This is a genomic window from Ruminococcus sp. YE282, assembly GCA_900101355.1.
Lineage (GTDB): Bacteria > Bacillota > Clostridia > Oscillospirales > Acutalibacteraceae > Ruminococcoides > Ruminococcoides bromii_A.
Genome location: FMUV01000036.1, coordinates 1 through 26,549, shown reverse-complemented (window position 1 = coordinate 26,549; position 26,549 = coordinate 1). Strand labels below are relative to the sequence as shown.

Annotated in this window: 32 protein-coding genes; 3 read left to right on the top strand and 29 right to left on the bottom strand. The window is 29.5% G+C overall.

Annotated features, from left to right (window positions below; all coding sequences use genetic code 11):
• The 27 genes from BLP46_RS10260 to BLP46_RS10130 all read right to left on the bottom strand — a co-directional run.
• A partial coding sequence (locus tag BLP46_RS10260) for a transposase (RefSeq protein WP_092978876.1) occupies nucleotides 1–217 on the bottom strand: 217 nt, incomplete at its 3' end.
• Between the two features lie 72 nt (nucleotides 218–289).
• Entirely contained in the window at nucleotides 290–1,801 is a 1,512-nt protein-coding gene (locus BLP46_RS10255) for an AAA family ATPase (RefSeq protein ID WP_167669249.1), read from the bottom strand.
• A gap of 6 nt (nucleotides 1,802–1,807) precedes the next feature.
• The gene (locus BLP46_RS10250; RefSeq protein ID WP_092978711.1) at nucleotides 1,808–2,020 is read right to left on the bottom strand and encodes an AAA family ATPase; all 213 of its coding nucleotides are present in this window, start codon (nucleotides 2,018–2,020) and stop codon (nucleotides 1,808–1,810) included.
• A gap of 22 nt (nucleotides 2,021–2,042) precedes the next feature.
• Nucleotides 2,043–2,588, bottom strand: coding sequence for a hypothetical protein (locus BLP46_RS10245; RefSeq protein WP_092978710.1), 546 nt, complete (start codon nucleotides 2,586–2,588; stop codon nucleotides 2,043–2,045).
• A gap of 378 nt (nucleotides 2,589–2,966) precedes the next feature.
• Nucleotides 2,967–4,535, bottom strand: a complete 1,569-nt coding sequence (locus BLP46_RS10240) for a recombinase family protein (RefSeq protein ID WP_092978708.1) — start codon at nucleotides 4,533–4,535, stop codon at nucleotides 2,967–2,969.
• A 91-nt stretch (nucleotides 4,536–4,626) separates the two neighbouring features.
• The gene (locus tag BLP46_RS10235) at nucleotides 4,627–4,809 is read right to left on the bottom strand and encodes a hypothetical protein (RefSeq protein ID WP_092978707.1); all 183 of its coding nucleotides are present in this window, start codon (nucleotides 4,807–4,809) and stop codon (nucleotides 4,627–4,629) included.
• A 45-nt stretch (nucleotides 4,810–4,854) separates the two neighbouring features.
• Nucleotides 4,855–4,947, bottom strand: a complete 93-nt coding sequence (locus tag BLP46_RS10230; protein ID WP_092978706.1) for a DUF3789 domain-containing protein — start codon at nucleotides 4,945–4,947, stop codon at nucleotides 4,855–4,857.
• Between the two features lie 520 nt (nucleotides 4,948–5,467).
• Complete coding sequence (locus BLP46_RS10225) at nucleotides 5,468–5,941, bottom strand: RNA polymerase sigma factor (RefSeq protein ID WP_092978705.1); 474 nt, start codon at nucleotides 5,939–5,941, stop codon at nucleotides 5,468–5,470.
• Nucleotides 5,942–6,171: 230 nt separating this feature from the next.
• Entirely contained in the window at nucleotides 6,172–6,372 is a 201-nt protein-coding gene (locus BLP46_RS10220) for a hypothetical protein (RefSeq protein ID WP_092978703.1), read from the bottom strand.
• Between the two features lie 87 nt (nucleotides 6,373–6,459).
• Nucleotides 6,460–6,831 (bottom strand): helix-turn-helix domain-containing protein, encoded by a 372-nt coding sequence (locus BLP46_RS10215; protein ID WP_092978701.1) that lies wholly within the window; start codon nucleotides 6,829–6,831, stop codon nucleotides 6,460–6,462.
• Complete coding sequence (locus BLP46_RS10210; protein ID WP_092978700.1) at nucleotides 6,828–7,904, bottom strand: C39 family peptidase; 1,077 nt, start codon at nucleotides 7,902–7,904, stop codon at nucleotides 6,828–6,830. The genes BLP46_RS10215 and BLP46_RS10210 overlap by 4 nt, the downstream gene beginning before the upstream one ends.
• A 24-nt stretch (nucleotides 7,905–7,928) precedes the next feature.
• Nucleotides 7,929–9,617 (bottom strand): AMP-binding protein, encoded by a 1,689-nt coding sequence (locus tag BLP46_RS10205; RefSeq protein ID WP_092978697.1) that lies wholly within the window; start codon nucleotides 9,615–9,617, stop codon nucleotides 7,929–7,931.
• An 18-nt stretch (nucleotides 9,618–9,635) separates the two neighbouring features.
• Nucleotides 9,636–10,454, bottom strand: a complete 819-nt coding sequence (locus tag BLP46_RS10200; protein ID WP_092978695.1) for an ABC transporter permease — start codon at nucleotides 10,452–10,454, stop codon at nucleotides 9,636–9,638.
• 3 nt (nucleotides 10,455–10,457) lie between these two features.
• Complete coding sequence (locus tag BLP46_RS10195) at nucleotides 10,458–11,246, bottom strand: ABC transporter permease (protein ID WP_092978693.1); 789 nt, start codon at nucleotides 11,244–11,246, stop codon at nucleotides 10,458–10,460.
• The gene (locus BLP46_RS10190) at nucleotides 11,246–12,235 is read right to left on the bottom strand and encodes an ABC transporter ATP-binding protein (protein WP_242987290.1); all 990 of its coding nucleotides are present in this window, start codon (nucleotides 12,233–12,235) and stop codon (nucleotides 11,246–11,248) included. Before BLP46_RS10190 ends, BLP46_RS10195 begins: the two co-directional genes overlap by 1 nt.
• A complete protein-coding gene (locus tag BLP46_RS10185; RefSeq protein ID WP_092978691.1) occupies nucleotides 12,228–13,259 on the bottom strand; it encodes a BtrH N-terminal domain-containing protein in 1,032 nt (343 codons plus the stop codon). The genes BLP46_RS10190 and BLP46_RS10185 overlap by 8 nt, the downstream gene beginning before the upstream one ends.
• Complete coding sequence (locus BLP46_RS10180; protein WP_167669247.1) at nucleotides 13,240–13,491, bottom strand: acyl carrier protein; 252 nt, start codon at nucleotides 13,489–13,491, stop codon at nucleotides 13,240–13,242. The genes BLP46_RS10185 and BLP46_RS10180 overlap by 20 nt, the downstream gene beginning before the upstream one ends.
• A gap of 14 nt (nucleotides 13,492–13,505) precedes the next feature.
• A complete protein-coding gene (locus BLP46_RS10175; protein ID WP_092978688.1) occupies nucleotides 13,506–14,633 on the bottom strand; it encodes an aminoacyl--tRNA ligase-related protein in 1,128 nt (375 codons plus the stop codon).
• Nucleotides 14,634–14,637: 4 nt separating this feature from the next.
• Nucleotides 14,638–15,210, bottom strand: a complete 573-nt coding sequence (locus BLP46_RS10170) for a CYTH domain-containing protein (protein ID WP_092978687.1) — start codon at nucleotides 15,208–15,210, stop codon at nucleotides 14,638–14,640.
• 15 nt (nucleotides 15,211–15,225) lie between these two features.
• Complete coding sequence (locus BLP46_RS10165) at nucleotides 15,226–16,272, bottom strand: nucleotidyltransferase family protein (protein WP_092978685.1); 1,047 nt, start codon at nucleotides 16,270–16,272, stop codon at nucleotides 15,226–15,228.
• Between the two features lie 109 nt (nucleotides 16,273–16,381).
• The gene (locus BLP46_RS10160) at nucleotides 16,382–17,173 is read right to left on the bottom strand and encodes an amidohydrolase family protein (RefSeq protein ID WP_092978684.1); all 792 of its coding nucleotides are present in this window, start codon (nucleotides 17,171–17,173) and stop codon (nucleotides 16,382–16,384) included.
• 13 nt (nucleotides 17,174–17,186) lie between these two features.
• Nucleotides 17,187–18,125 carry an aminotransferase class IV gene (locus tag BLP46_RS10155; RefSeq protein WP_092978682.1) on the bottom strand — a complete coding sequence of 313 codons (939 nt, stop codon included), beginning with the start codon at nucleotides 18,123–18,125 and terminating at the stop codon, nucleotides 17,187–17,189.
• Complete coding sequence (locus BLP46_RS10150) at nucleotides 18,122–18,802, bottom strand: phosphoribosyltransferase family protein (RefSeq protein ID WP_092978680.1); 681 nt, start codon at nucleotides 18,800–18,802, stop codon at nucleotides 18,122–18,124. The genes BLP46_RS10155 and BLP46_RS10150 overlap by 4 nt, the downstream gene beginning before the upstream one ends.
• Nucleotides 18,750–19,538, bottom strand: coding sequence for a HesA/MoeB/ThiF family protein (locus BLP46_RS10145; RefSeq protein WP_092978678.1), 789 nt, complete (start codon nucleotides 19,536–19,538; stop codon nucleotides 18,750–18,752). Before BLP46_RS10145 ends, BLP46_RS10150 begins: the two co-directional genes overlap by 53 nt.
• 4 nt (nucleotides 19,539–19,542) lie before the next feature.
• The gene (locus BLP46_RS10140) at nucleotides 19,543–19,785 is read right to left on the bottom strand and encodes a MoaD/ThiS family protein (RefSeq protein WP_092978675.1); all 243 of its coding nucleotides are present in this window, start codon (nucleotides 19,783–19,785) and stop codon (nucleotides 19,543–19,545) included.
• A gap of 175 nt (nucleotides 19,786–19,960) precedes the next feature.
• On the bottom strand, nucleotides 19,961–20,857 hold the full coding sequence (locus BLP46_RS10135; RefSeq protein ID WP_092978672.1) for a nucleoside-diphosphate kinase: 897 nt from the start codon (nucleotides 20,855–20,857) through the stop codon (nucleotides 19,961–19,963).
• A gap of 178 nt (nucleotides 20,858–21,035) precedes the next feature.
• On the bottom strand, nucleotides 21,036–22,205 hold the full coding sequence (locus BLP46_RS10130) for a class I tRNA ligase family protein (RefSeq protein WP_092978669.1): 1,170 nt from the start codon (nucleotides 22,203–22,205) through the stop codon (nucleotides 21,036–21,038).
• Nucleotides 22,206–22,475: 270 nt separating this feature from the next.
• Here BLP46_RS10130 and BLP46_RS10125 point away from each other — a divergent pair, with 270 nt between their 5' ends.
• From BLP46_RS10125 to BLP46_RS13110, 3 genes are all read left to right on the top strand, one after another.
• Nucleotides 22,476–22,820: a helix-turn-helix domain-containing protein gene (locus tag BLP46_RS10125; RefSeq protein ID WP_092978666.1), complete on the top strand. Its 345-nt coding sequence runs from the start codon at nucleotides 22,476–22,478 to the stop codon at nucleotides 22,818–22,820.
• Between the two features lie 173 nt (nucleotides 22,821–22,993).
• Nucleotides 22,994–23,701: a LytR/AlgR family response regulator transcription factor gene (locus BLP46_RS10120; protein ID WP_092978664.1), complete on the top strand. Its 708-nt coding sequence runs from the start codon at nucleotides 22,994–22,996 to the stop codon at nucleotides 23,699–23,701.
• Nucleotides 23,702–24,282: 581 nt separating this feature from the next.
• Nucleotides 24,283–24,993 carry a sensor histidine kinase gene (locus BLP46_RS13110; protein WP_167669245.1) on the top strand — a complete coding sequence of 237 codons (711 nt, stop codon included), beginning with the start codon at nucleotides 24,283–24,285 and terminating at the stop codon, nucleotides 24,991–24,993.
• 23 nt (nucleotides 24,994–25,016) lie between these two features.
• Here the strand turns inward: BLP46_RS13110 and BLP46_RS10110 are convergent, their stop codons facing one another.
• Both BLP46_RS10110 and BLP46_RS10105 read right to left on the bottom strand, forming a co-directional pair.
• Nucleotides 25,017–25,280, bottom strand: coding sequence for a helix-turn-helix domain-containing protein (locus BLP46_RS10110; RefSeq protein ID WP_092978660.1), 264 nt, complete (start codon nucleotides 25,278–25,280; stop codon nucleotides 25,017–25,019).
• The coding region (locus BLP46_RS10105; protein ID WP_092978658.1) for a type IV secretory system conjugative DNA transfer family protein at nucleotides 25,273–26,549 on the bottom strand (1,277 nt) is incomplete at its 5' end. The genes BLP46_RS10110 and BLP46_RS10105, both read right to left, overlap by 8 nt.

Genomic DNA, 26,549 nt, shown 5'->3' with positions numbered 1-26,549 from the left:
AGTAGCCGTTTCTGTAATTTTTCGACTTATTGCTACACTCATCATTCGACGTTCTTTCGCTTTTCTCGTAGCCGAGCTCATCTGCAAGCTCACATTCCATAACCTCCTGAAGAATGTCCTTGAACATATTTTTCATTGCTGTCATAACTTCATCTGTTGAGGTGAATTTCTGACTTCTTACAAATTCTCTCATCATTTCTGCCGGTACTTTTTCCATTAAAAAAACTTCCTTTCAAGCTTTAATTTTTCTGTTTCCATTATTGCTTGAAAGGAAGTCTATTATTCACTTTTACACAAACTTTTCGGCGGTCTCTACACGATTATCAATATCAAAACTGGAAACAGGATCATCTATAACATACAAAGATTCTTGAGTATAACAATTTTGTTTTTCTCTTCCCTTTAAGCTATTTACAAAAAAGTAACATAAGGCAATTATATTTCTTTCACCAATTGATACATCTTTAGGCTTAACGTTTGCGCCCTGAGATTTAAGTATAAATTTATCATTCTTTGTTTCAAGTTTAATTCTCTTACTATCTAGGAAAACATATGAAAGCAACTTATTGATTAAATCAAGAGAAATATTAATATTTTTCTTTTTATCTTTAAGTTTCTCTATTTCTTTTTCAATAGAACTTTTTTCATCTTTGAGCTGTTTAAGTTCATTAGACAATTTATTTTGTTTATCTTTTGCATCAAAATATTCTCCTAAAAAAGTCTCGGTTTCAATAAGAGCAAGTTTCAAATTAATGCTATCTAATTTTTCTTTTATTTTCTTTCTTTCTCTTATTGCCTTATTAAATTCTAAACGATTTGTTTCTAACCTTTTTAATTGTAGATTCAAATCTTTTATTTTGGCACTTAAATCTAATTGAGCAATAGAAATAGGCGTATAAATATTCTCTAATCTCTGATTAATATATTCATTGTATTTGCATATGGTCTTATTACACTCTTGAATCGCTAAAATAATATCTGTAATAATTTCGTTATCAAGAGTTTTATAAAGCTCAGTATTAAAAGATATTTCTTCTAACTTAGTTCTTTGTAATCTCTCCTCAAAATTTTTAATATCTTCATTTAATACATGATTTATACATGTAATTAGATATTCTCTGTATTCATCAGATACAGATTGATAACAGCACGGACATATATTCTTTTTTTCTACAGCGAAAACCTCATTTGTTCGCTCTACTATCCTTTGCTTACCTTCTAAAATTGTTTCATGTATTTTTTGTTCAAGCTCTGAAAATTCTATTTTTTTAACTTCTTCGCTCAGCAATGTTACGATACTATGATCTATATCACTCGGAATAACAACGGGTTCAATTTTGTCCCTATACTCTGTTTCAATATTTCCGGATTTCTTATATAATTCTAAAGTTTCGTAAAAACTTTTTCTTAAATCCGCTTCTGAATCAGAAACTTTTAATGGACTTAGCTTATTCACCATAACATCAAAAACAACTTTAGACTTATTTGCATTACCTTTGATTTCAGAATCTCTTTTCGCCCAACCCTGTTCAGATTTCAATGTTTTAAGAAACTTTTCTTTGATATTTAAAGGAGAAGATATTTCATTTTCATCTGATAATTTGTCATCTTCTTTTTTCACTTTATCGTAATTAGCCTTAACTTTATTTAATTTTTCTTTATGGTTATCAATTTCCTTTTCAACATCATTTTGCTCACCTAACATAATAATTGTCGATAAACCATCGTCGCTGATAGATATATTTCTATTTATGAAATCCTCATTAAACACAAAAATATTATTTTTTAGAATTTCATCCAATGATATTTAATTGCCCTCAAAATCGACTAAAGATACTTTGTTTATATTATCATTTGGGGAATGTATAAAATTGATTGCCTCTCCCAAGGTACTTTTGCCTGATCCGTTTTTGCCATATATTATAGAAATTCTGTTTTCAGGTTTTTCATACAGTAATATTTCTGTATCTTCTGTAAAACACTTTCCGTTTATAATAGCTTTATTTATTTTCTCAAACATAGAAACTTCTCCCCAAATATTTTTACATACCTATTATCTTAAGAATAATCGGTACAAGAATTCCAAGTATATCCGTATTGTTAATCAACATATCTTTAAATTTTTGTAATTTACTTTTTTCTAACACTTTTTCGTTAACTAATAATTCAATTAATTCCTGCAATAACTTTGCATCATTATACGACATTTGATTATAATAACTTTCAAAATTATTGATACGTATTGAATTATCTATAATAGTACAATTATTGTATGTGTTCATATTACTGTGAGCAGAATTAAACTCTAGTTCAGGCACTAAACTAAAAGAAAATACATATCTACATTTTTCAAATTTAAATGTATGAGAAGTAATAATATACCTTGAATGAGTACTTTTATCAATTAGTAAGGTATTATCTTTAAGTTGACTTAAACATTTAAAATTATCTCTATATTCTTTAAATATTAGGTCAATTATATCAATTGATATTCGTAATTTATTTGATTCCAAAATATTTTGGGTATTTGATAAGTAACCAAAAGTAAAAGTATTGCCATTATTATCAAATTCAAGATTTAACTGCATAAAACACGCCCTGCAATCTAGTAATTTAATTAAATCCAAGAAATTCTTTGCTATTTTTAGAATTCGAGGCACTTTTAAAACAACAAATTATTTCTTCTATTTACTAAATTATACGCTTTTCACCAAAATATATCAATATTTTTGAAAATAAATTGTGCATAAATTTCACTAGAAGTATTTGTGCAATACAACCAAGTTTATGTGTGTACTTTTGTGTACACACTACAAAATCATACAAAACACAAAGTTATACTAATAAGCTAAGATTATATATAATCATCATTATGCTTATAAACACAATGTAACAGATGCTTTTTTAATAATTCTTATATTACAATATTCTGAATTAATATTTTTATATGAGCAATGAACATACAGTTATTTACTTGTATTTAAAAACTGCTCATAGTTAAGATCAAACACAATTTCAATCTCATAATCTCTGGCTACTTTCACTTCTCTTATGAGCTGGCAGGATATCATTTTCTTTTGCTCCATTGTTGAGTTGTCAAACTCATCTGCCCATGTTCTGAATTGTGAGTAATAAAAATCAAGCTTACCCATCGCATTTTGCTGATTGGCAAGCTTGTACTTTATATCATTTAATTCAATTTCTTTTTTATGGAGTAAATCGTTTGTATTATCAATAGAGGTTGATAAAATATCGGGAGTGAAGCGACTTTCACCGAGGAGTGATCGTCCTACTTCGGCAGATAATTCAACTACCTGTCTTTTTAGCTTTTCAATTTCTTTCTCAAGTTTTGTCTGCTTCCTCTTATACTCCGATATTTCGGATTTATAGCGTTTTTCCAACGCTATATCTTTTGGCGTTGATTTGATTTTGGCGAGATAATCCCTTAGCATTACAAGTACGGCACCGTCAATTTTATGTGCTACATAAGCTGACTGTCCGTCGCATACACCTCGTTTCATTGCTTTATTTGTGCAAATGTATCTCTGCCTGCGAACCTTATACTGACTGCCGTCTGCTCTATCATATTTATCAATGTAACTTGTTGATACCATCTTCTGACCGCAGTGAGCACAGTATATATTTCCCGACAGCAATGTACTGCCTTTAGTAGTCCTTGCTATCTGTTGCTTTTCCTCATTCTTTGATGAGCGTTGTTTCAGTATAAACTGAGCTTGGTCAAAGATATTTTCATCAATGATATGAAGTTTTTCAATATACGGTGATTCAACACCGCCTGATACAAGATAACCGCAATATAATCTGTTCTTAAGAATACGATTAACCGTATTACATTGAAATTTGCTGTTATTATGGGTTCTGATTCCGTGACTGTTCAGATAGTCAGCCATTCGATATGAACCATAACCCTCTTTAACTGTCATCTCAAATATCTTCTTGACTATCGGAGCTTCATCATCGTCAACGACTATGTCCATAAGCTCTTTTCCCTTTTTGTTGATTTCACCGCTTTTTATAAGTTTGTAACCGAATGGAGCAACACCTCCGGTAAATTTGCCGTCTAACGTCATCTGGTTAAGGCGAGTTTTAACACGAGCTGACGTTTTCTGACTCTCACCGTTGGCTTGCCAAAATCGTATGTAATTCATAAGCTTGTCCACATGATTATCCATACGCTGTTCGCCCTCATTGACGCTCCATACCTCTATGCCGTGCTTTATAAACCATTCGACGACGAACGGAGTTTCGTCATCAATTCTGCCTATTCTGTCAAACATAAAGACAAGGAGCACATCGAATTCTTTCTTTTCTGCGGCGGCTTTCAAATCCTGAATAGCATCTCGATCACTTGCCGAAACCTTAAAGCCTGACACGCCTTTTTCCTGAAACTCTTTCAGAATTGTCCAGCCATTGCGCTCTGCGAATTCTCTGCACGAGGTTTTCTGCATTGGAATATCATCTTTATCGACCTGACCTTTGGTTGATACTCTGTACAAGCAATATACTCTTTTCATTTTATCACCCATTCATACGATTTTTGCAAACCAACAATACTACATAATTTTTATAATATCCAGCGAAATCTGAAAATAAACTTAAAGAAATTCAGCATCCAATCTGAGCTTTCATTCTGTTTTCAAATGTATCCAAAAGATTTTCAAGAACATTTCTCTCAACCTGTAAATTTCTGCTTTTGGAAAAGTAAATTGTGACCTTGCAGTCGTTTATAACAGATTCTATTCTGTGTTCTGAATCAATGTTATTTTCATTTATATAGTTTTCGTTCAAATTATCACCTGTTCCTTATTTTTTGTCATCTATATTATCTTTCATCTACTCATCAGCTTTTGCCGCTGCATTGCACAGGCACATAACGCAAACACCGATAAAAGCACCGACAAAAAGACCAATCATAAATCCTAGCATTTTAACACCTTCTTTCAGTAATTTTCTTCTAAATACCCCGACAGCAGAAAACAAAAAATCTTCTGCTGTCGGGATAATATCAATCGTTTGTGGATAGCTCTAATTTTCACGCTATCCTTTTGTCGCTATTTATCCTCGATGCCCTGCGACAAGGAACACATCAAACGGCTATTGCATATAGCTCCATTGGAATTTCACCACCGTGAGGATCTCCCACGGCCGCCATCTTTGGTTGCGACGGTTTTATCACGCTCGACTTTTGACTTGACGGAAGTATCATTATCCCCTCTGCCTGTCATCGCCGTCATTGAATTTGCCTTTCAATGTCTGAGACCTGAAGATATATAAAATATGTTCGCTCATGTGGCTTGTCCGTTCCGAACAGCAGAAGGAAAGTATCTAATGTGCTGATATTTATTTTTCAAAGTACAACGCCTGTTCGCTGAAAAAGAAAACAGGCGAAAGGATTATTTATCCCTTCACCTGTTTCCTCACTTAAGTGCCAAAACACACCCCTAATTTATAAATTTTTTAAAATATTTTTTATTTTTGCCGCTGCACGATATACAGACCTTTGAATGCTTTGATATGTGCACCCTTCTTCAAGTGCTATTTCTTCAAAAGTTTTTTCTTCAAAATAGTACTTTTTTAATCTGCGTTTCTGCACCTCGGGTAATTTGTTTATTGCAATATGCAAATTTTCTGTAACCTGAACATTTTCAAAGTATTCTTCTAACGACCATCCACTTGAATCTTTCTTTTTATGCAAAGTATGTTCATATACTTCGGAGTGCTCCAAATGTCTGTCGTACTCATTCATTTGAGAAATATCTTCAAGTTCAAACTTATTAAAGCTATCAAATATTTTCTTAGACACCTCTACTTTCTGAATATGGTTATTAACATCAAGAAACACAATATAGTACTTTCCTTTTTCCGTATGTAATGTGTAAGGATTATACTTATCTTTTCTTCTTTTCGGACGTTTGTCCATTAGTTTTTCCTCCAATCAATCTGAATCTTTTATAATTCGGATTGATTGGAGGACTTTTGTTTCTAAAAATCATAATTGCCCTTTCTGCTTTCAACGTAAAAAGGGCAAAAAAATAACACCGACAGTTAATAGCATTAAAAGCTATAACTTGTCGGCATTTCGTAAGCTCGTTCCTACTGATTTAATCAGCGTTTCCGGCTGTAGGCTCGTACTAAGTTTTATATTTTATTTTATGAATTCATATCAACCGCAACAAATGATTTGCATATTGGACATCGTGTTTCGGTATTATGTGTTCCGCTTTCATCCTTTGAAAATATACTTACAACAGGTTTCATATACTGTGACAAATTAATTGTCATCAATCGTTTTCTGCAACAAGGACATTTAATATCAAATTGATATAGCATTTTTTCCTTTGTATCAACCACGAACATTCACCTTCCATATGTGTACACATAAGTACACACTTATTTCAAAAGAAAATCCAAGCATATAACTCGGATTTTCATAAATACTCATAAATGTTTTTTTGCTATATTATCAAAAATCTCTTGCCATTCCTCCGTTGTTACTTTACATCTTTTAGCTAATCTCAATGTTTTATGTACAATCTCATTTTCACGGATGTATTCAACTAAATCAGTTGCTAAAGATAATTTCGCTTTTGATTCCGCTGCTAAATCAAAGAGTATTTCTCTATCTTCAATACTTAATGACAGTTTATCTGCTATTTTTTCAAGAACAATATCTTTAGGAGCTGGTCTCAAGTTATTTTCAATCTTTGAAAGATATTCTGGTGATATACCTATTATCTTTGAAAAATGTCTAAGGGAAATATCTTTTAAAACTCGTTTTTCACTCAAAAAAGCACCAAAGGATTTTTTCATTTTAATATTCCATTTACAACAATACAATCACTTTCATTATTTATTAAGCTTTTCAACAATTTTCTCACAAAATATATATCTTTTTTTTTGATAATGTCAAGTTTAGATCTGATATTTGATTTTAAATAATTATTTTTTGAAATATTGTATTTAATAACTAAATTTAATAATATTTGAGTATCCGCAACTAAGCTATTCCCATATAGAAGTAAGTCATCAATTTCATCTATATAACCTCTATTTTGCAAGAACTCTATACGTTTCAACATAAATTTCTTATTCTCCCACACTAAATGAAATGGTTGAATTCCAATATAATTATTTTCTCTATTTACAATCTCTTTTAAATATTCATATATTCCCAAATTGTAATATTCAATTACCTCTCCATCATGACCATAATTTAAAGGATTATATGGATTCCAATTTTTTAGATATGTATCTTTTAAATCATAACTTGACAAATAAAATTTTAATTCTTTTATCAAATAGTCTAAATCAAAATTGTAATGAATATGATTAAAGGGTCTAATTAAGTTAATAGTTTGTGTATCTCTAAAGTCATTATAATTCATAGCCTTAAACGCATTTGCAACATCTTCAAATTTATACTGTAAAAAATCATATTTACCATAATTGTTATTATCAGCAATATAAAAAACTTCATTATCTTCATCGTAACCATAAATTAATGTCATATGAACAAATGGTGATTTTTTATAGTTTCTGCTCTCACGAATATAAGATCTATCTAAAAGCAAAATAATATAAAAGTCATTATCTAAAAAATCAATTAAGGCTTCAATCAAAGATTCTTTAGTAAATATATGCAAAATATGTTCAGAAATTTTATAGTGTTGCAGCGTTGGAACTGTAGAAATAAAATTCACATGATCTTTATATACTAGCAATTCCTCTCCAGAAACAAATAAATTATTTTTTTTAACATAATATTGTACAAAATTTGAATACATCCAATTTTCAGAAAGTTCATTATCAGGAATAATCGAAAAAACAGAACCATATTCGGGATACGTAGACAATAAAGGCTCTTTCACAGTAAGTTTTTTCATATTATCTCCTCCGCATAAAATAAATCATAAATTTGATAAATAACTCATAAGTTCATTCATATCTTTAAACGAAGACATTGTTAATTTATCTTCCCCAAACTCAATATCAAACTCATTCTCCAATTCTACAATAAAAGATATATATTTAATTGAATCAAAGCCAATCAAATCAAGTGGTTCTGACATGTCGATAACCTTTGAATTCAAAATATTAACAGCTATATCAGTTATTTTTTTCCCTATTTCTGATTTATTATAATCAAAGTCACTATTTGCAATTTTTTTATAATAAATATTTAACATTTCTTTCCTGTTAACCTTACCACTATCAGTATAATAAATCTTTTTAATTAGCACATACTTATGTGGAATCATATAGTCTGGAATCAGTTGCTTGAGCACGTTGATTGTTTCATGTTCATCTATTTCATATTGTGACATATAAAAAGCAATCAATTCATTATGTTCAGAATCAAAACAAACTACAGATATATCAATATTTTTTAATGAATTCAAACATTCTTCAACTTCTTCAAGTTCAACTCTATTTCCGTTTATCTTAATTTGAGAATCTTTTCTTCCAATAAAAATTAATTTATCATTTTCATCATAAAAGCCCAAGTCCCCTGTGATATAAACTCTTTCAAACGGTTTAAATGGTAAATAAACAAAACTTTTTTCAGTCTGTTTAATATTATTTAAGTAACCATCAGCTAATCCTAAACCACCTATGCATATCTCACCTTGTTGCCCTTTTGAAACAGGATTTAAATTATTATCCAATAAATAAAAATTTGTATTATGTATTGGTAACCCTATATGAATTTCATGTGTATTTGTTAAATCTGCGATGCTAGACCATATCGTCGTTTCTGTAGGACCATACATATTATAAATATTACAGTCTTTAATTTTCTGCAATGAGCACAATAGTTCTACTGGGAATGGTTCTCCACCAATCATAATCGTTTTCAAGTTTTTAAGACAGTTAAGTTCACTATCAATCAACTTTAGCAAACGTAATCTTGATGGTGTACTTTGTAACATTGTTACTTTTTTATCCAATAATAATTTCACCGATTTCCTAGGGTTTTCCATTTGTTCTTTTGTTGCTAAAACTACCGTCATACCACAATACAAAGGCAAAACTGCTTCTAAGAAAAAAATATCGAAAGTAAAATTTGTAAATGAAGCAATAATATCATTCTCAGCAAATTTTATAATTCTAGGGATACTTACAATAAAATTTATTAATCCCTTTCTCGTTACTTCCACTGCCTTCGGATTCCCTGTAGTTCCCGAGGTATATAATATATATGCTAACTCACTATCAAATGATAATTTTATATTATCACTTTCTATATTACATTTATCTAAGTAGATTATATTCCTATCACCAAAGTCATAATTTACAGAAGATAGTGTAACGACAGTTTTGATATTTGCACTATTTAATGTATAATTAATTCTATTTTTAGGTTGACCCTCTATATCAATTGGTAAATAAACAATACCACAATCTAAACATGCTATTACTGACGCAATTAAATATACCGATCTTGGAACAGCTATGGCAACTAAGTTGTTTTGGTCAAATATACTATTGCTAGAGAATTTGTCTTCTATTGCTTTTACTTTTTTCTTCAATCCATCAGAATAAAACATCTCATTATTAAAAATCAAACAGCCATTTAAGTCATTATAAAAATCCAAAATAATCAACCTCGAATTTCAATTTCCTGAGCTTTTATAGTGTTTTAAACTCACTCGCCAAAACAAATAAGCTAATAAATATACTGTTAATCCCACTATTGGTGTAATATAAATATAAATTTCAGGATAGGCAATCATATCACTTTTGTGTAAAAAAAATTGTGAAGGGAAATAATTAACAAACGCAAATGGAATAATATAAATTAATATTACTTGTATTATTTTCGGGAAGACACTTATTGGATATACAGCAAAACTCCTAATATTCCAATAAAACACATCACGAATATTGCCTGTTTTAATAAAAAAGAAACTTAATGATGCAATAATTAAGAAAATAGATCCCTGTATCAAAACTCCACCAAAAATAGTAAAAGCAAAGTATATAATATTTAAAGCGCTCCATTCTACATTAACGTTATTTGCAGATAGGACAAACAATAATACACCTAAACCACCATGTCCTATTGCCGCAAACCAATCTGAATTGCTTGCCAAAATCTGAAACAAAACACCTCTAGGTCTTAAAAGAAATCTATCAAAACGGCCATCATTCACTATCCATTCAAAATCTCTTAAGCCGGTAAAGAATATAATCAAGATGCTATATGTCAAAAATATAAAACTAAACAAAAACATCAATTCCTTTATATTCCACCCGTTAATATCATTAAATGTAATAAGCGTAAAATAAACTACAGCTATTGTCCCAGCTTCACGTAAAAAGACCGAAAAAGAACGCAATATAGCATCTAACTTATATTGAAACCATGCATTAATAGTTATCTTTGAATAAAACAACATCATATGTACAGTATTAACTCTATTCTTTTTCATATCTTATCCCCCTTGAACAACAAGCCTCTTTTTTCCAAATTTCCACATAATTCTACTTAATGAATATAAAATTATTATCCATATTACTTGGCGGACATAGCAACCCATTATTTCATAAAGAGAAATTGTTCCTAAATAGATTTCTATTGGTATAAAATATATCGAATCAAAAGGGGTATAGTTTATTATTTGTAATACAGATTCTGGCATAAACCATAAAGGCAATAGTGAGCCTGATAAAACGCCAATAATAACATTCTTGATTGTCGAAATGCTCCACACATTAATAATCCAAAATGATGACATTTGGACAATAGAACTTATTAACCATAAAATTATAAAGCCTAAAATAATGCTTAATAAAAATAATAAAGAATTGATCAAACCTGAAGGTGGAAGTATTCCTATAAAAATTGATGTAATTAATACAGTAGGCAAGAAAAAAGCTATAAGATTAAACAAGATTTCACCAAGATTTGTTGCTAATATTGATATTCTATAATCTACTGGTTTTAAAAACTCGTTACATATTGTGCCGTCATTTATTTTTTGCTGGATTGCAAAATCATTTACACTAAATGCCTTCGATAACCCTTGGGATAATACAAAATTAGTAACTACCATACTATAAGTAATATCATTAATATTTTGGTTTGTTCCATAAAGTACTTTCCATATTGCGCATGATATAAATATTTGTAAACATGTACTTAATATTCCAAGCAAGCATTCTACTCTATATGTGCACTTATTTAAAAATGCAATCTTTATATACTCAAAATAAACACTCATTATAATTTGATCTCGCCTTCGTAAATTTGTCTAACTATTCTCTCAATATTCATATTTTCTACAGTTAAATCAACAATATCATATTTTGATAAATTATTAATAACCGATTTTACTGACACCTTATGTGGATTAAACACAAACTCCTTACTATGACCTTCCAAGTCATTTATCAAAACATCAGAAATCTCATCTATAGTATAATCCTGCATAAATTCAACAACCAACTTTTTTTCATATGCATATGCATCAACTAAGCCATTAATAGAACCATCGTAAATTTTGTGACCTTTATCAATCAATATTAAGCGTTCACAAGTTTGTTCAATATCTTGCATATCATGAGTCGTAAATATTATTGTTACTCCCTGCTCTTTGTTTAGATACCTAATAAAGGAACGTATTTTTTCTTTTGCCACAACATCAAGTCCGATTGTTGGCTCATCAAAAAACACAATCCTAGGAGAATGTAATAATGATGCTGCAATATCAGCCCTCATTCTTTGCCCTAATGAAAGTTGCCTAACTGGTTGGTTTATAAAAGAAGACATATCTAATAAATCAACAAATTTTTCAAAATTTTGTTTGTAAACAGAATCTGAAATACTGTAAATTCGTCTCAATAGTTCAAAACTATCTACTACGGGCAAGTCCCAAGACAATTGCGATTTTTGTCCAAAAACGACGCCTATGTTAGATACATATTTTTTTCTATCTTTATATGGGATAAACCCCGCAATTTCGATATTTCCTTCATCTGGATATATAATTCCTGATAACATTTTTATTGTAGTGGACTTTCCTGCACCATTAGCGCCAACAAAGCCTACCGCTTCACCTTGCAGTATGTTGAAACTAATTCCATCTACTGCTTTTTTATATTCATACTTTGGGAAAAAGAGATTTGCTATTCTTCCCGGTAATCCATTTGCTCTTTTACTTACTTTAAATGTCTTTTTTAAATTCTCTACTCTTATAATCGGCTCAATCAATTAAATTCACTCCATTTAATTTTGTTGAATGAAGATATGACATTATCAAACGATTAATGATAGTTTCGTTTTCAATCACTATTTCTAAATTCTTAATAATACGTTCGGAGGTTCGTATAGTAATAAGTTTGCTCTGTTTTAAAAGTAACATAGAGATTATTTCAAATGTCGCAATTGATTTACTCGTCAAGTCAACAATTTCTAATACAATATCATTATTGCAATAATCTAAATAATTTTCTAAATATTGCTTAAAAAAAGAATGTCTTTTTATGGCAGTATAAAACTGATAATAGATTTTACAATAATTAATCGAATCAATAGCCTTAATATTCTTTTTAAAACACTTGAGCGCATTTATCCCAAAAATCTCATCATTACCAATGTCACTAAAATATTGATTATCGCTCAATTTTAGAACAGTATATAATAAATTCTCAGGGCTTTTTAACGGCTCAATATTTTCTATATAAGCCCAATTGTTTTTTATGGGAGTACCACTATAAATTGTGCCATCATATTCATTTTTTGAATTTCTCGCCTTTAAAAAGTCATCTTTTTTTACGCATCCTTTAAAAAACCATGGTGCATACCAATCAATGACATACACATCATTTGTTAAAGAGTCATAGCCACACATAATAAGAGTATGTATGGCATGATTTTTCATATAATTAGAAGCATATTTTAAATAATATGTATCCACACCAACAATAATAGGTCTTTCATTTGTTATGATGAAATTCACATTATCAGCAAAAATATCTTCTGCCTTTACAGTATCATCATAATAGAATCTTTTGACAAAATTCGAATACTCCGGCAATAATCCACGAACATTTTTATGTTGCAGAAACTCTTTATCCTTATAGATAAGTGACATTGAGGCATTTATATATGACCACGGATTGCTTATTCCCATCGCTTTAAGCAATAGTCTTAAGCAATTTTGATAGCAAAAAGACTCATACCCCTCATAATAGTCTAAATCATTAAAGAAAAAATCATGAACATAATTCTGCATTTTCAACTATCCTAACTATATCTGATAATGTACTCGAAGTTCGTATTTCTGATAAATATGGATCTAATTCTATATCAAATCCCTCCTCAATTTGAATAATAAAATCAACCATTCCTAAAGAATCAAAACCGACTTCTCTGGAAATTTCCGAATTTAAATCAACATCGTTTTCTGAATCAATGTTAGAAATTTTTTTATAAATATCAATTAATTTTACTTCAATTTCACTCATATCAAAATTGCTCCTTATTTTATATATTTTTTTATAATTAAAGGCCATTGATTATCATCCCACCCATATTGCGCAATAAAAGCAAGTACCCATCTTTCTATACCAAAGCCAGCACAACCAGTAACTGGTGTTTCTATGTTTTTTATCTTAATATTAAATGGTTGGGTGAATGCAGTTCCATGAATATTAAAAGATGCTACCGCAATGCTCTTTTTAGAACTGTATTTCAATAATAACTCATATTTGCTGCCTTCTTGCAATTGAATTTTTTTGAATTTTTGCATTTTAGGCATTACAAAAGGGTCATTAGCTGTGGTAACACAAAAATTTAGACCTACTTTTTTTAAAAATTCGATTACTATGTCAAGCAATTTCTTTCTTTTTTCCTTTACAAAATTTTCATTTCCCAAAAAAACCACCTCACGCACATGATAATCTTTCAATCTTCCAAAATCTTGCCAGTTAAATCTACCTTCATTACGAAAGACAGCTTGATTAAATGTATATATAGTTGATTCTTCAAATGTTTCATTTTTATGGCTACAATATGTATGAAAACAAGCAGATGGTGACAGTGAATCTCTTGGTTCTGATATTAAAGATTTTAATTCACAAGAGCTTGAGGCATGTAATTTTTCAAGTTGAGAAAAGTCTTCAATAGCATTACAACAAAATATACTATACTGAGGGGAAGTCTTTAAATATCCTGTTTTTCTATACTCTTCAACTGGTAACATTGTAGGATAATGCTCGATTTTAGCCCCAATTTGTAGAGCCATGTCCTCAAAGTTTTTATCAAAGAAGTCAAATAATATTGCAGCTTTTTCATGTAAAGATATGCTACCATCGGATAAAGCTACAATGTTTTTATTATCAATGACTTCATCGCAATAATCTCGTTTGTTTTCATTTTCTGTTTTATATAGCGTATAATTTACCTCTGGTCTACTAACAAATTTTTTAATTGCATTTTCAGTATTACGTTGAACCAAAGGAACATCTGAATATTCATTTAATTTTAACTCTAGGGAATCGCCTAAAATTTTATAACTTTGAATATCCAGAGAAATAAAAGGAATGCATTTTTTGAATTCATCAATATTCAACCCATGAGGAAGATTAATTCTAATTATATTTGTCATTCTGTTATCCCCTTAATAAATCATATCTTTCCAAAAAACGTGTAAATTTACCTTTTGAAATAATTTGTTGTTTAGTAATTCCATATTTACTCACAAAGTCATCTATACAATCATTTTCTTTACATTCGAATTCTATTTCGTAATCCTCGGCACCTAAATATCTATTGAAATCTAAGCAAATCTTAACATTTGGAAATAGCATATATGTTTTTCTCAACGTACGCAACTCACCTATACAATACAAATCTGATAAATTACAACCACAAATATCAGCAAGTTCACTTCCCATAATTTTATTAGGTAGCTCTTGCAGATAAGTTTCATACTCAATTTTTTGCGACAAGGATCCTTTTATTTTCATCGGTACTTTAACTTGTAATCTATAACATTCATCTGAATTTCTTACTCGCACAGTGATATTCTTTTCTTTTAATATTTCATTACTATCAAGAAAGTAATAATTTATTTGCTCATATTCTTTAATCCAATCAAAATCACTATCAATTCTGCAATATAAATTTTTGTCAATCATAAATTTATATTCACTTTCTATTTCCTTAAACTTCAAATTGAACATATTTTATCTCACATACTATCTAATATGGTTAAAAGCAGCATCATAGAATGATTCAGTACGTTTTACTATTTTATTTTGTCCTTCAATTTTCACTTCAAATAGATAGGATTTGTCAACTGGTTCTAAAAGCTTCAATAGTTTTTGTAGTAGTTCATCTTCCGGATAAAACTGTGCAAGCATATAAAATGTGTAGTAACATTTATGATCTATTCCTAATTGTTTAACAAGGGTAGCCCATTTTTCAATATTAAAAACATCTTTATATTTACGAATCACATTAATTATGTCAACTAATTTGTATAAAACTACATCTCGCTTACCATCTGTCCACAAACTGTTTGTCCCTTCTCTAAAGAAATGGATACACAAAAATGCTAAATTTGTTTCAAAAGGTAATCCTATAACTGAATACTCTTCATTTTTATATTCGGTTAATTCCATATCAAAAATCTTTTGAGTAATTTCATTTTCCTTTGCATCGAATATAAAATTAATATCTATTTCATTAATTTCATTATCTATTTCTTTTACATATGGTACTAAATCATGGTAATTCATTCGTTGAATTAACTTTTGCTTTTTTGATGCCTCAACAAGCTTACCTTCCGGTAAAAAACTTTGTATGTAACCAAACTTACGTAAAATTTCATCAAGTTTCGAAAGTTCTGATTCAGGTACTAACAAATCAATATCATTTGACCGACGAATACCCATTTCATAATTATCAATATTGAATATTAAACCCTTTAATCCAGCATATCGTAAATTTTCTTTATGAAATTCAGCTAGAATTGGTTGTATGATTTCATATTTTTTTATAGTTTGTTGCCTTTGCGCAACAATTAAAAGCTCAATTGCTTTTCTTAATTCTCGGGGAACTTTATTTTGCTGGTCTTTTGTTAAACCTAATAAAAAATATCCAGCTAACCGATGATTGAATAACTGCCCCGCAATTTCACACCAATCAAGTTTATCTAATAAAAAATCATTAATCCGTTGACTTTCAGCATTATCTTTATTTATTAACACAGAATTTAGTATTAACTCATACTCTTTTTTCATAAATAATCCAGCTCATTTCTTGACAAACATAAAATAATTTTTAGTTATGAAAAGCACATGGTTTCTTTTCAAAAATACATTAAAACATATATTCGAAATTGATTCTATGTTATAACTTATCAAAGTGAAATAGTTTATAGGAATTGTTGTATAACACATTTTCAACTTCATTTATTGGCAATCTTTTTTTCATTTCTCTTATCATCTCATAATAATTAAACACCTTTGCATTATCGCATGGCATATCCGTCCCGAAAATAATCTTATCACTTCCACATATACAAACCGCCCTAATGACATTCTCTACATCAACTAATGTAGTATCACCATAAACATTTGGAGTATTTTTTATTATTTTAATTGCATCAGAATGATCAGTTTTTAACCCCATATGCACCATAATAAAATTAATTTTAGTGTATATTCTAGCGACTTCATAGATTAGTTTAGGATTACAGTATTCGTCATTTTCAGAATGTATTACAATATTTAATCTTAGCTTTTCACACATATCTAAATATTCTTTATAATTTACGACTGTAAAACTGAGCCTAGATTTTCTAGGATGTATTTTCACTCCACCAATAAATTTCATATTATTTAATATGTATTTTTCTATATCGCTATTATATAATTCTTGATTTGGTTTTATCCAAAAAAGCACTTTTATTTTTTTATTTAATTTTTCACAGAATTCAATTGCATCTTTATTAAGCCTTATTTGGGAATAACTACTGTTTGCTATAGTTTTTCCATTAACCGTATCAAATTCACAACCTGATATATTAGATATACAACCATAAATTATTTCCTTGCTATCAATATATTTAAATATATCTTCTTCACTGATTCGCATCTTTATATTACTGCCACAATGCATATGAGAATCTATTATTTTCATTTACATCACCCAATTATATAATTTTTGCAACATCAGGATCTTCAGCGTATTTAACTGCCTGCGAAACAAAATTACATTCACAATCTTCAATAAATTTTTGTATTATTCTTAATGTAACATTGCCAGGCTTCATATCCGAAAAAACGCATGTTTCTATCTGTCTCACATAAATTATACCTATTATTGTTGAAGTAATAAACGCCTCATCATATTGATTTATCTCTGTTATTGGGATCTTTTTTTCAATCACTTCAAAACCTAAACTTTCACATATTTGAATAACATACTCACGCGTTATTCCTGAAACAACACAGTCAGATGGAGCCGTATATACAGCATTATTCTTCACTAAGAATAAATTTGATCCAGAAACCTCAGTAATACAATTATTATTATCTAATAATAATGCATCTGCATTTGCATCTCTTTTTTGTACTTGTAGTTTAGCTAACTTAAAGTGTAGTCTTCCTCTACTTTTTATTTGTGGAGGTAGCAATATATTTGGTATTGCCCTTTGATCAGCAACTAACAATTTACAACCATTTAAATACCTATCTTTCATGCAACCAAGTCTAAACTTCAATGGAAAACATAAAATAGCAAATGTAAAATTTTCATCATCATTAGAATATAATTTAAAATGAGTTTTCAATCCATTAGTAACAACATATACAATCTGCCATTCAACATTTTCATTTTCTGAAACTGAGTTTCTATTGAATAAATCTTTTGTTAATTTCTCAATTTTATCTTTTTCATAACTGAAATTAAAGTTTAACTCCTTGACTCCATATAGTAATCTGTCTATATGGCTGTCTAGTTTAAAAAAAACATGATTAAATGTTCTGGCCACTTCTAGTACTATATCTCCCACAACAATAGAAGAATCAAAAATAGGTATTTTAGCTTCTTCCTCTAGAACAAAATCACCATTTAAATAAACATATCTCATTTACATACAACACCTTTACTTAGTATTTTTATTACATCCGATTTAGACACATCTTTAAAGCTATCATAATATTCATCAACTACAAATTTGGGGCTAGTTGAAATATAGGGACTTATAACATCAACACCCATTTTTTCAATCAAAGATTTCGAAGCATTACTAATTATTGGAGTAGCAACTATTATACTAGATGGATTATATTTCAAAATTTCTGATAAGGCAGCTTTTATCGTATATCCTGACGAAACACCATCATCAATTAAAATGATCTTATTTTCAGCCACATGTTTCCTATCAACTATGTAATTTGAAAATAACCTAATATCTTCTCTTAATTTCTTTTTTGCATTATTTATATATCTCTTAATTTCTTCATTAGATAAGTTCAAGCGTTTGATCCTATCGTGATTTAATATTATTTTATCTTTAGTTAATGCACCAATTCCTATAATGGGAATTTTATCCAAAACAATCTTTTTTGATAACACTAATTTTGATATTTTATTGCTTTTCTTTGAAATCTCATAGCTAACACCTACCCCACCATTGGGAATAGTTACTATTTCAGTATTGTTTCTGATTTTAGCTTGTATAATATCATATAATAAAAGACCAGCCTGTTTTCTATCCACATATATACTTATTTCTTTCTCTACAACACAATTTACACTTGTCATTTTTACACCATCTTATTTTATTCAATTCACATTCAATAGAATTATATAAATATCCTATACTTGATTCTTCACTAGAAAAACCAAGTATGAGTTTTATAGCCTCGAATGATTGTAAAAGACCTACTATTCCAGGAACAATTCCAATTACCCCTTTTATTGAAGTATTTCTATCAAATGTCTTAGGAACATGATCCCATAAACAACGATAGCAAGGTATATCACAATTAGTTAAATTTTGAAAAGGGAAAACAAATACTTCCCCCTCATATTGGTATATATTTCCTTGAATAATAGTTTTTTTATTATTATAACCATAATCGTGAACAAGGAACTTAGTATCATAATTATCTGAACAATCTAATACAATGTCATAATCGGACGCAATTAGGTTAATATTTTCGCAAGTAATCATTCGTGAATATGCTTTTGATTTTATATATGGATTTTTTCTTTTTATTTTATCTACAGATATAACCGCCTTATTTTTACCGATATCATCAATATCATATAATATTTGACGATGTAGGTTTTCAATTTCAACATTATCACCATCACAAATTCCGAGTGTACCGATACCAATTGCAGATAAGTATAGTATTGCTGAACATCCCAATGCCCCAGCACCAATAATCAACACCTTTGAGTTAATTAACTTATTTTGTCCATCAATTCCAAAATTCGGGAGGTTTATTTGTTTTGCATAGTACTTATTTATTATTTCATCATTCATCACCATTATATCAACCTCCAGACATAGGCGGTAAAATAATCACCTCATCATTTTCATTTAGTTCGTAGTCACTATAATTCTGATATATACCGTTTACCGAAATTAATACTTCATCAATATTCAACTCAAAATTATATTTCTTATTTAACTGGTAAAACAATTCTTTTAAATTTTGCACATCAAAATCGCTAAATTCTTTACATTTACCTGTTATTTCTCTAAAATAACCATAATAAATAATGTTAACTTTCACAACTGTACTCCTTTATATCCAAAAAATAAATATATAGACTTGTTCGTTAGCCTATGTTAAGCTAAAAATAAACACGATATAATATCAAAATTGCTTTATAATTATGTAATATACAAAATATAGTGAATCTCGTTATTTTAATAATGCCTAATGTTACTGAACAAGTCTATAATATTTATATTGTTTTACTGGAACCACTATCATTTTTTATATAGGTAGTTAATATTACAATTAATTCCCAAGACCATTTTATACCATCTATTGACATCAATTCAAAGATAAGAGTCAAATCAAAATATTCTTCATTATTTATTATTTTGTCCAACTTGTTGATAAAGTTATGCGAAATATTAATAATGCCTACATCAAATAACTGTTTTAGATATTCTTTTAATTCCAAAATCATAACAGAAGGATTAACCTTGTTGCCATGTCTAATATAATTCCCTGCAATGTCTCTAATTGATGCATAATTTATTGTTTTACCAACATTAAAAACCTCATAAATATGAAATAGTTCCTCCCAATCAAATAAAACACCCAATTCTCGTATCATATCAGCTGGCTCATCAGATGTATGAATATAATTCAACATTCGATTGATAGGTTTTAAAACACTTCTAAAATTATCGCTTCTTCTTTCTGTCTCATTTGCAGAACCTTTTAAACTGCATAGATATGTAGATAAAAAAGATTTACTGAATTGGGAATTTTTTAATATTAAAATCATTGATTCGGAACATGACATAAGCTTTTGACTAAGAAAGACTCTTTCTATGGATGCAGCAGACCATTGATATTTCCACAATTCTAAACATTGTAAACATGTCAATTGTTTTATATTGTAATAAATAATTTGAAATTCATTTTCTATAAGCAGATTTAAAATTTCATCTATTTTGTCTAGCATAAAAGATTCTGGTTTTACTAATAATAAAGCATAATTTGAAAGGATATCATTATACTTGAAAACCTCATTCGCTATTTTCAAAGAGTAGTTAAAATACTGATCTTTCCTAAATAATTGTTCTTTATTTTTATTATTCGTTAACTTATTCCATTCACAATACATTATTTCATCTATTCCCTTCTAATTTCTCTTAGCTTAATATAATACATTAAAAATTTATAGCAAAATAACTGCACCGTATAAATAGTAAAAAACTTTTTCTATTATATTACATTTGAAATAATAGCTATATAATAAATTCAAATTATTGTAATTAATTATTAAATTAAGAAATTAATAATCATATTATATTTTCAATGTTAAATCCCAACATATCAAGCAAATATACACTTGTATTAATAACTGAAATATCAATACTATTTACAGTTTGTGCATTTATTATTTGTAACGCTTTAGCTGTGTTAAGATTATTACTTAATTCAGCGATAACTTTTTCATAATAAAATTTATTATCATTACTTCTCTTCACTTTTTTAAAATTCTTTATTTTACTTTCAATTTTTTCCCATTCTAAAGCTGCTTTAGAAAGGTCCTTTTCTGAATATTTAATTACTGAGGAAAATTTAAATGATAATAAGTACCATCTTATGCTTTCTGGACTATATCTCTTTATGAGTTCTCTTAACGGAACACTATTTCCCAAAGATTTACCCATTTTTTGATCTTCTACATTAACAAGTGAATTATAAACCCATATGTCTGCAATTTTTGAATTCTTTTTTCCAATTAAATTATGTGAAATTTCACAAGAATGATGATAGTACAAATCATCACCTGCACAATGAATCAAGTAATCATCTTCACCGCAATACTGATCAATAACATCAGAACACGGAATATGCTTTCCAGGTCTGCCATTTCCCCAAGGACTATTCCAAACCATATTATCACTACTATCAAATACTTTTTCCCAAATTAATATATCCTCATTATTATCATGTATTGCTTTAATTAACGGTAAATTTTTTATATTATTTTTATCAAATATATCATGCAAATATTTAATTTTGTAATATACTCCTTTTTGAGTTTCGTATGCGACATTCATATTCAAGAGATTCTGCACAAAGTTTATAATTGAATTAACATGATTAGTATCGGGCATTATAATATTAGGAGTAATAACATTGCAAACACTTAAATCTTTGATCCACTGATACATATAATACATTCCTAATTCACTCCAAGATCTATCTTTTTCTCTCAAGGAACGATTATAAATTTTTTGGCTGATATTTGACACATTGCTTACATACAGTACATCTTTATAGCCTATTTCTGACAATATTCTTATTAATACATCAACTAACAATGCGTTTCGAAAATGCCCAATATGAATAAAATCAGATACAGTGGGACCACAATTAAATATTTTAATTGGCTTAGATTTATCCATTATTGTCTTATCAATTCCAGTTAAATTATCAAAAAGTTTTAATTGAGCAGTCATATTTTTCTCCTTCTAAATATATATTATATAAATTATTAAAATTAAAACCGAATCTAATAGCTCACAACTTATTATAAAGTCTAAAACTATCAATAATAATGACATAATAAAGAATAGATTAGTGAATAAAATTAACTCAGCATGCTACCCTTCTATTTTAAAATTATTATACCACATTCTCAAAATAAACGCAACTATAGCTTAAGTAATAATGTATATATTTCTTCAAACAATAAGTTGTAGCTATTATACTTAACTTAGGTGATAATAATGATAGATTATAAAGCTATTGGTAGAAGAATTGCGTTTTATAGAAAAAGGGAGCACTACACGCAAGCAACTTTAGCAGAAAAATTAGACATTTCAGAAAGTTATGTAAGTCAAGTTGAATGTGGAAAGGTAAAAGTTTCATTATTTCGTTTGAATCAAATCGCTGAAACATTAGATATTAATTTAGCTCTACTTGTATCAGATTCGAGCGATATAAACGATAATTATGGAAATTCTGAATTTTTAGAAGTGATCAATAATTGGTCACCACAGCAAAAGAGTTTTTTATTAAATCTACTTAAATGTGCAAATGAGCAACTTGATTCTTTAAATCTTAATATCTAGTTGATTATCATTGATCACTTCGTTTCTTAGCCACAAAGCCAATGTAAAAATCTCACAAAATACATGTACATAATACGACCTCCTTCTTGCTTTTAATAAAGCAAAAAGTGTCGAATTTACATATATATTGGAGTTATTGGTATAAAAATAGGAGTTATGTGAGGTTATAGCCTATGATTGCTGCTATATGTGATGATGATGAAATTTTCAGAAAAGAAATAAAAACTTTTCTTATTAACTACAAAACAGGGCATAGATTGCATATCGATATTTTAGAATTTGAGGATGGTAACTCTCTGTTAAATTGCAAAGAATTATTTGATATTGTCTTTTTAGATTATCAAATGCCAAATTTAAATGGAATGGAAACTGCACGCATTTTAAGATCTCGTAAAAATATATGCAGCATCATATTCATAACAAGTTTTCCTGAATTTATGATTGAAGCCTTTGAGGTAAATACATATCGATTTTTAATTAAGCCTTTAGATACTATAAAATTATCTAAAGATATTGACTGTTTTGTTAAAGATAAGAAAATGTTTTCACCTATTGTAGTAAATGTGTATGGGGAACAAATAGTTATTAGTTCTGAAGATATTATTTATTTAGAGGGTTCTGGAAAATACTGTAACATAAGAACTATTAATAATACTGTCCAAAGTTCAAAAACGTTAGCTGGTGTGTTGAAATTACTTCCACAGCATTGTTTTTTTAGAACCCATAAATCTTACGCAATAAATCTCTACTGCATAGTATCAATTAAGGATGACTTTATTACGCTCAATAATGGAGAAAAAGCAAAAATAAGCAGAAATAGGATGAGTGACTTTAAAAAAGCATACAAAGATTTTATTAAGCATTTTAATACAAGGGTATAATTATGTTTGTGTTTACTATTATTGAAACAATTATGTATTACATGTGTATGTGTATAACATTACACAATGTAAAGGACTATATTTTTAGAGGGAATTTGCGACTTATAATTGCTCCAGTGTTGTATTCTATCCTTATGGTGATAAACTATCTAGTCACCAAAGATGCTACCAATTTTATATCTTTTTTTATAATACTTTTATTTTTACTGTCATCTAAATTCATTTTTAAGAATTCCAAGTTTTCAACAATAGTAATTATTTTTTTGCTTTTATATTCAATAGATATAATTGTTACATCCACTATCACTTTTATTTTGAGTCAGTCTGGGAGCTACACATTTAAGGCGATATTTGGTTTTATACTTAATATATTTTTTACTGTTGGCTTTATTATTATAATAAAATTAAAGCATTCTGAAATTCAACAATGCCTTGATCTAATATCTAAAAAAGTAAAAATCTTAACTTTCCTTTCTCTAATTACAAGTGCTTTTTTATTAACGATAATTTCAGAAGCTTCCAATTTCACCAACATATATAAATGGAATACTATTTTAAAAATTATAATATCAGTATTTATTATGATAGTAGGTGCTGCATTTCCTATTTTAAACATTAATTCATATACTAAAAACTATTATATGAAACAATCTGAAAATTTAGAGAATCAATTCAAAGTTCAAGCTGATTATTATGCATCTTTAGCAAAATCAAATTTTGAATTAAGACAATTCCGCCATGATTATAATAATATGAAGATTGGAATTTCTGAATTAATTAAAGAAGGCAAAAATAAAGATGCCTTGAATATGTTGGATTATTGCGACAACCAGTTACTCTCAGCAATAAGTATATGTAAATTTGATACAGGAAATAATATTGTTGATGCATTATTGACAGATAAGCAGGCGAAAGCTAACGCTTATAATACGCAATTATTTTTTAAAGGAGCTATTTCAAATAAAATTAATCCTACTGATTTATGTGTGATTTTTGGCAATGCTTTAGATAATGCTATAGAAGCATGTGAAAAAATTAAATCATATGAGAGTAAAGCAATCCAAATCAATTGCGAGTGTACTGGAGGTTTTATGTTTCTCACTATAAAAAATCCCGTGAGCAAAGATATTTTTATACATAACAACACTATTCTCACTTCTAAGGAAGATAAAAAATCGCACGGATTTGGATTGCTGTCTATAAATCGAGTTACAAAAAAATATGATGGAAATCTAAGTTTGTCTTGTATAAATAAGGAATTTACAATAAGCATCGACTTATGCTTATTGTAACTATTTGTGCAAATTGATTTATATCAGAGGATTATTTTAACTCTGAACAGTAAGCTACTTTTGCCGCCTTTTTCACGGTATCTTTGTTCGGTTTCGATTAACCCTGCTTTTTTCAAATCTTTAATAGCCCTGCGGACTGTGGCAGGCGACAGCTTTATGTCGCCTGCTATTTTGTTTACTGAGGGCCAGCATTCGCCGTTTTTATTAGCTCGGTCGTGGAGGTAGGTATATACGGCAACGGCTCGGTGAGGCAAGTCCATTTGATACAAAAAAGTTAATCTACTCATTGCTGTTATCCCCCTGTGGTGGTCGCTCGGTTCTGACGACTACTTTTCCCTGCTTATTTTTGTTCTGTTCAACACTTGAATTTTCGGGTTCTTCTGTTGGCTCATATTTCTGTTCAGAATCGATAGTATTTCCACTGTCGGCTTGTTCCGCATTTGGTGAGGTCTTAAGATTTTCATTTTTCTTCTTTTTCTCACCGCTTGCTTCATCGAAATCCAAATCAGTTACTGACGGTTCAAGATAGTGAAGACTGTATGCTTGAATTATGTTGTTAAGCAGTTTGGAACGGTTAGCATAGTGAACTTCACGGTTGCCGTTTTCTGCTACTTCATACTTTTCTTCAAATTTAATACCCCATTTGAAGAACAATTTAAGCTTGACTTTCATCGGATAAAAGCCTGTTTTCATAACAACAAAAGTGCCTTTGGAAAGTGACTTTAACTCATCTGGAGTCATCAATGGTCGCTCAATCATCTGCAAGGATTGTGACGGATCATTTTTGCTCCTGCTCACAGAACCTGACATTACTGTTCTTGAACCAAGCGCTTTTGATAGCACTTCCGCACTTGTGCTGTTTGGAGCAAAGCCGCCGAAAATGGTCAGCTGTGTGTTATCTATGATAACATCAGCACCCTCTTTGCCGTAATTTTTCTCAAGTTGTGCAAAGGATTGAATTATCGGTACTATCTGCAAACGCCTTGAACGGGAGGCAGAGAACATCATCTCGGCTGAATCAATCTTTGGCAAGGTTCCAAATTCATCGCAGAAGAACACACAGCGGTTTTTCAGTACACCGCCGTTTTCATCTGCGACTGACAGTATTTCACGGTAAAGCTGTTGGATAATAAGCGAAACCATAAAGAATGTGTTAGGGTTTTCCTCCGGCATTACAATGAAGATTGCACACTTTTCATTGCAGAATTTTTCAGCGTCTATTTCTGTATCAAAACACAAAAGCTGTTCAAGCTCGGAGTCGAGAAAAGCATTCAACCTTGAAAGTGCCGTACTCATAACGCTTGACATACTCTGTTCGGCTGTGTTGAGAGCCGCCCCTGCAAACCACTTTGCTTTGTGGTCGTCTGGAAGATAGTCCATTAAAAGTTGAAACTGATTTTTGCCTTTCTTGTTGGTCGGAGCAAGTAACTCCTGAATGATTTTGAATACCGAAACAATATGCCGTTCTTCGTGTTCGCAGAATTCCGAAACAAGCAGAATAGTTGCTGTTAAAAGTCCCTCTGCCGCATCATAAAAGTAAGCGTTCTGTCCGAATG

Excerpts from the sequence above, each read along its gene's own strand:
- BLP46_RS10250 (WP_092978711.1), bottom strand. The coding sequence starts at position 2,020 with ATGTTTGAGAAAATAAATAAAGCTATTATAAACGGAAAGTGTTTTACA.
- BLP46_RS10245 (WP_092978710.1), bottom strand. The coding sequence starts at position 2,588 with ATGCAGTTAAATCTTGAATTTGATAATAATGGCAATACTTTTACTTTT.
- BLP46_RS10240 (WP_092978708.1), bottom strand. The coding sequence starts at position 4,535 with ATGAAAAGAGTATATTGCTTGTACAGAGTATCAACCAAAGGTCAGGTC.
- BLP46_RS10230 (WP_092978706.1), bottom strand. The coding sequence starts at position 4,947 with ATGCTAGGATTTATGATTGGTCTTTTTGTCGGTGCTTTTATCGGTGTT.
- BLP46_RS10225 (WP_092978705.1), bottom strand. The coding sequence starts at position 5,941 with ATGGACAAACGTCCGAAAAGAAGAAAAGATAAGTATAATCCTTACACA.
- BLP46_RS10215 (WP_092978701.1), bottom strand. The coding sequence starts at position 6,831 with ATGAAAAAATCCTTTGGTGCTTTTTTGAGTGAAAAACGAGTTTTAAAA.
- BLP46_RS10210 (WP_092978700.1), bottom strand. The coding sequence starts at position 7,904 with ATGAAAAAACTTACTGTGAAAGAGCCTTTATTGTCTACGTATCCCGAA.
- BLP46_RS10200 (WP_092978695.1), bottom strand. The coding sequence starts at position 10,454 with ATGAAAAAGAATAGAGTTAATACTGTACATATGATGTTGTTTTATTCA.
- BLP46_RS10195 (WP_092978693.1), bottom strand. The coding sequence starts at position 11,246 with ATGAGTGTTTATTTTGAGTATATAAAGATTGCATTTTTAAATAAGTGC.
- BLP46_RS10185 (WP_092978691.1), bottom strand. The coding sequence starts at position 13,259 with ATGCAGAATTATGTTCATGATTTTTTCTTTAATGATTTAGACTATTAT.
- BLP46_RS10180 (WP_167669247.1), bottom strand. The coding sequence starts at position 13,491 with ATGAGTGAAATTGAAGTAAAATTAATTGATATTTATAAAAAAATTTCT.
- BLP46_RS10175 (WP_092978688.1), bottom strand. The coding sequence starts at position 14,633 with ATGACAAATATAATTAGAATTAATCTTCCTCATGGGTTGAATATTGAT.
- BLP46_RS10170 (WP_092978687.1), bottom strand. The coding sequence starts at position 15,210 with ATGTTCAATTTGAAGTTTAAGGAAATAGAAAGTGAATATAAATTTATG.
- BLP46_RS10165 (WP_092978685.1), bottom strand. The coding sequence starts at position 16,272 with ATGAAAAAAGAGTATGAGTTAATACTAAATTCTGTGTTAATAAATAAA.
- BLP46_RS10160 (WP_092978684.1), bottom strand. The coding sequence starts at position 17,173 with ATGAAAATAATAGATTCTCATATGCATTGTGGCAGTAATATAAAGATG.
- BLP46_RS10155 (WP_092978682.1), bottom strand. The coding sequence starts at position 18,125 with ATGAGATATGTTTATTTAAATGGTGATTTTGTTCTAGAGGAAGAAGCT.
- BLP46_RS10150 (WP_092978680.1), bottom strand. The coding sequence starts at position 18,802 with ATGACAAGTGTAAATTGTGTTGTAGAGAAAGAAATAAGTATATATGTG.
- BLP46_RS10145 (WP_092978678.1), bottom strand. The coding sequence starts at position 19,538 with ATGGTGATGAATGATGAAATAATAAATAAGTACTATGCAAAACAAATA.
- BLP46_RS10135 (WP_092978672.1), bottom strand. The coding sequence starts at position 20,857 with ATGTATTGTGAATGGAATAAGTTAACGAATAATAAAAATAAAGAACAA.
- BLP46_RS10130 (WP_092978669.1), bottom strand. The coding sequence starts at position 22,205 with ATGACTGCTCAATTAAAACTTTTTGATAATTTAACTGGAATTGATAAG.
- BLP46_RS10125 (WP_092978666.1), top strand. The coding sequence starts at position 22,476 with ATGATAGATTATAAAGCTATTGGTAGAAGAATTGCGTTTTATAGAAAA.
- BLP46_RS10120 (WP_092978664.1), top strand. The coding sequence starts at position 22,994 with ATGATTGCTGCTATATGTGATGATGATGAAATTTTCAGAAAAGAAATA.
- BLP46_RS13110 (WP_167669245.1), top strand. The coding sequence starts at position 24,283 with ATGATAGTAGGTGCTGCATTTCCTATTTTAAACATTAATTCATATACT.
- BLP46_RS10110 (WP_092978660.1), bottom strand. The coding sequence starts at position 25,280 with ATGAGTAGATTAACTTTTTTGTATCAAATGGACTTGCCTCACCGAGCC.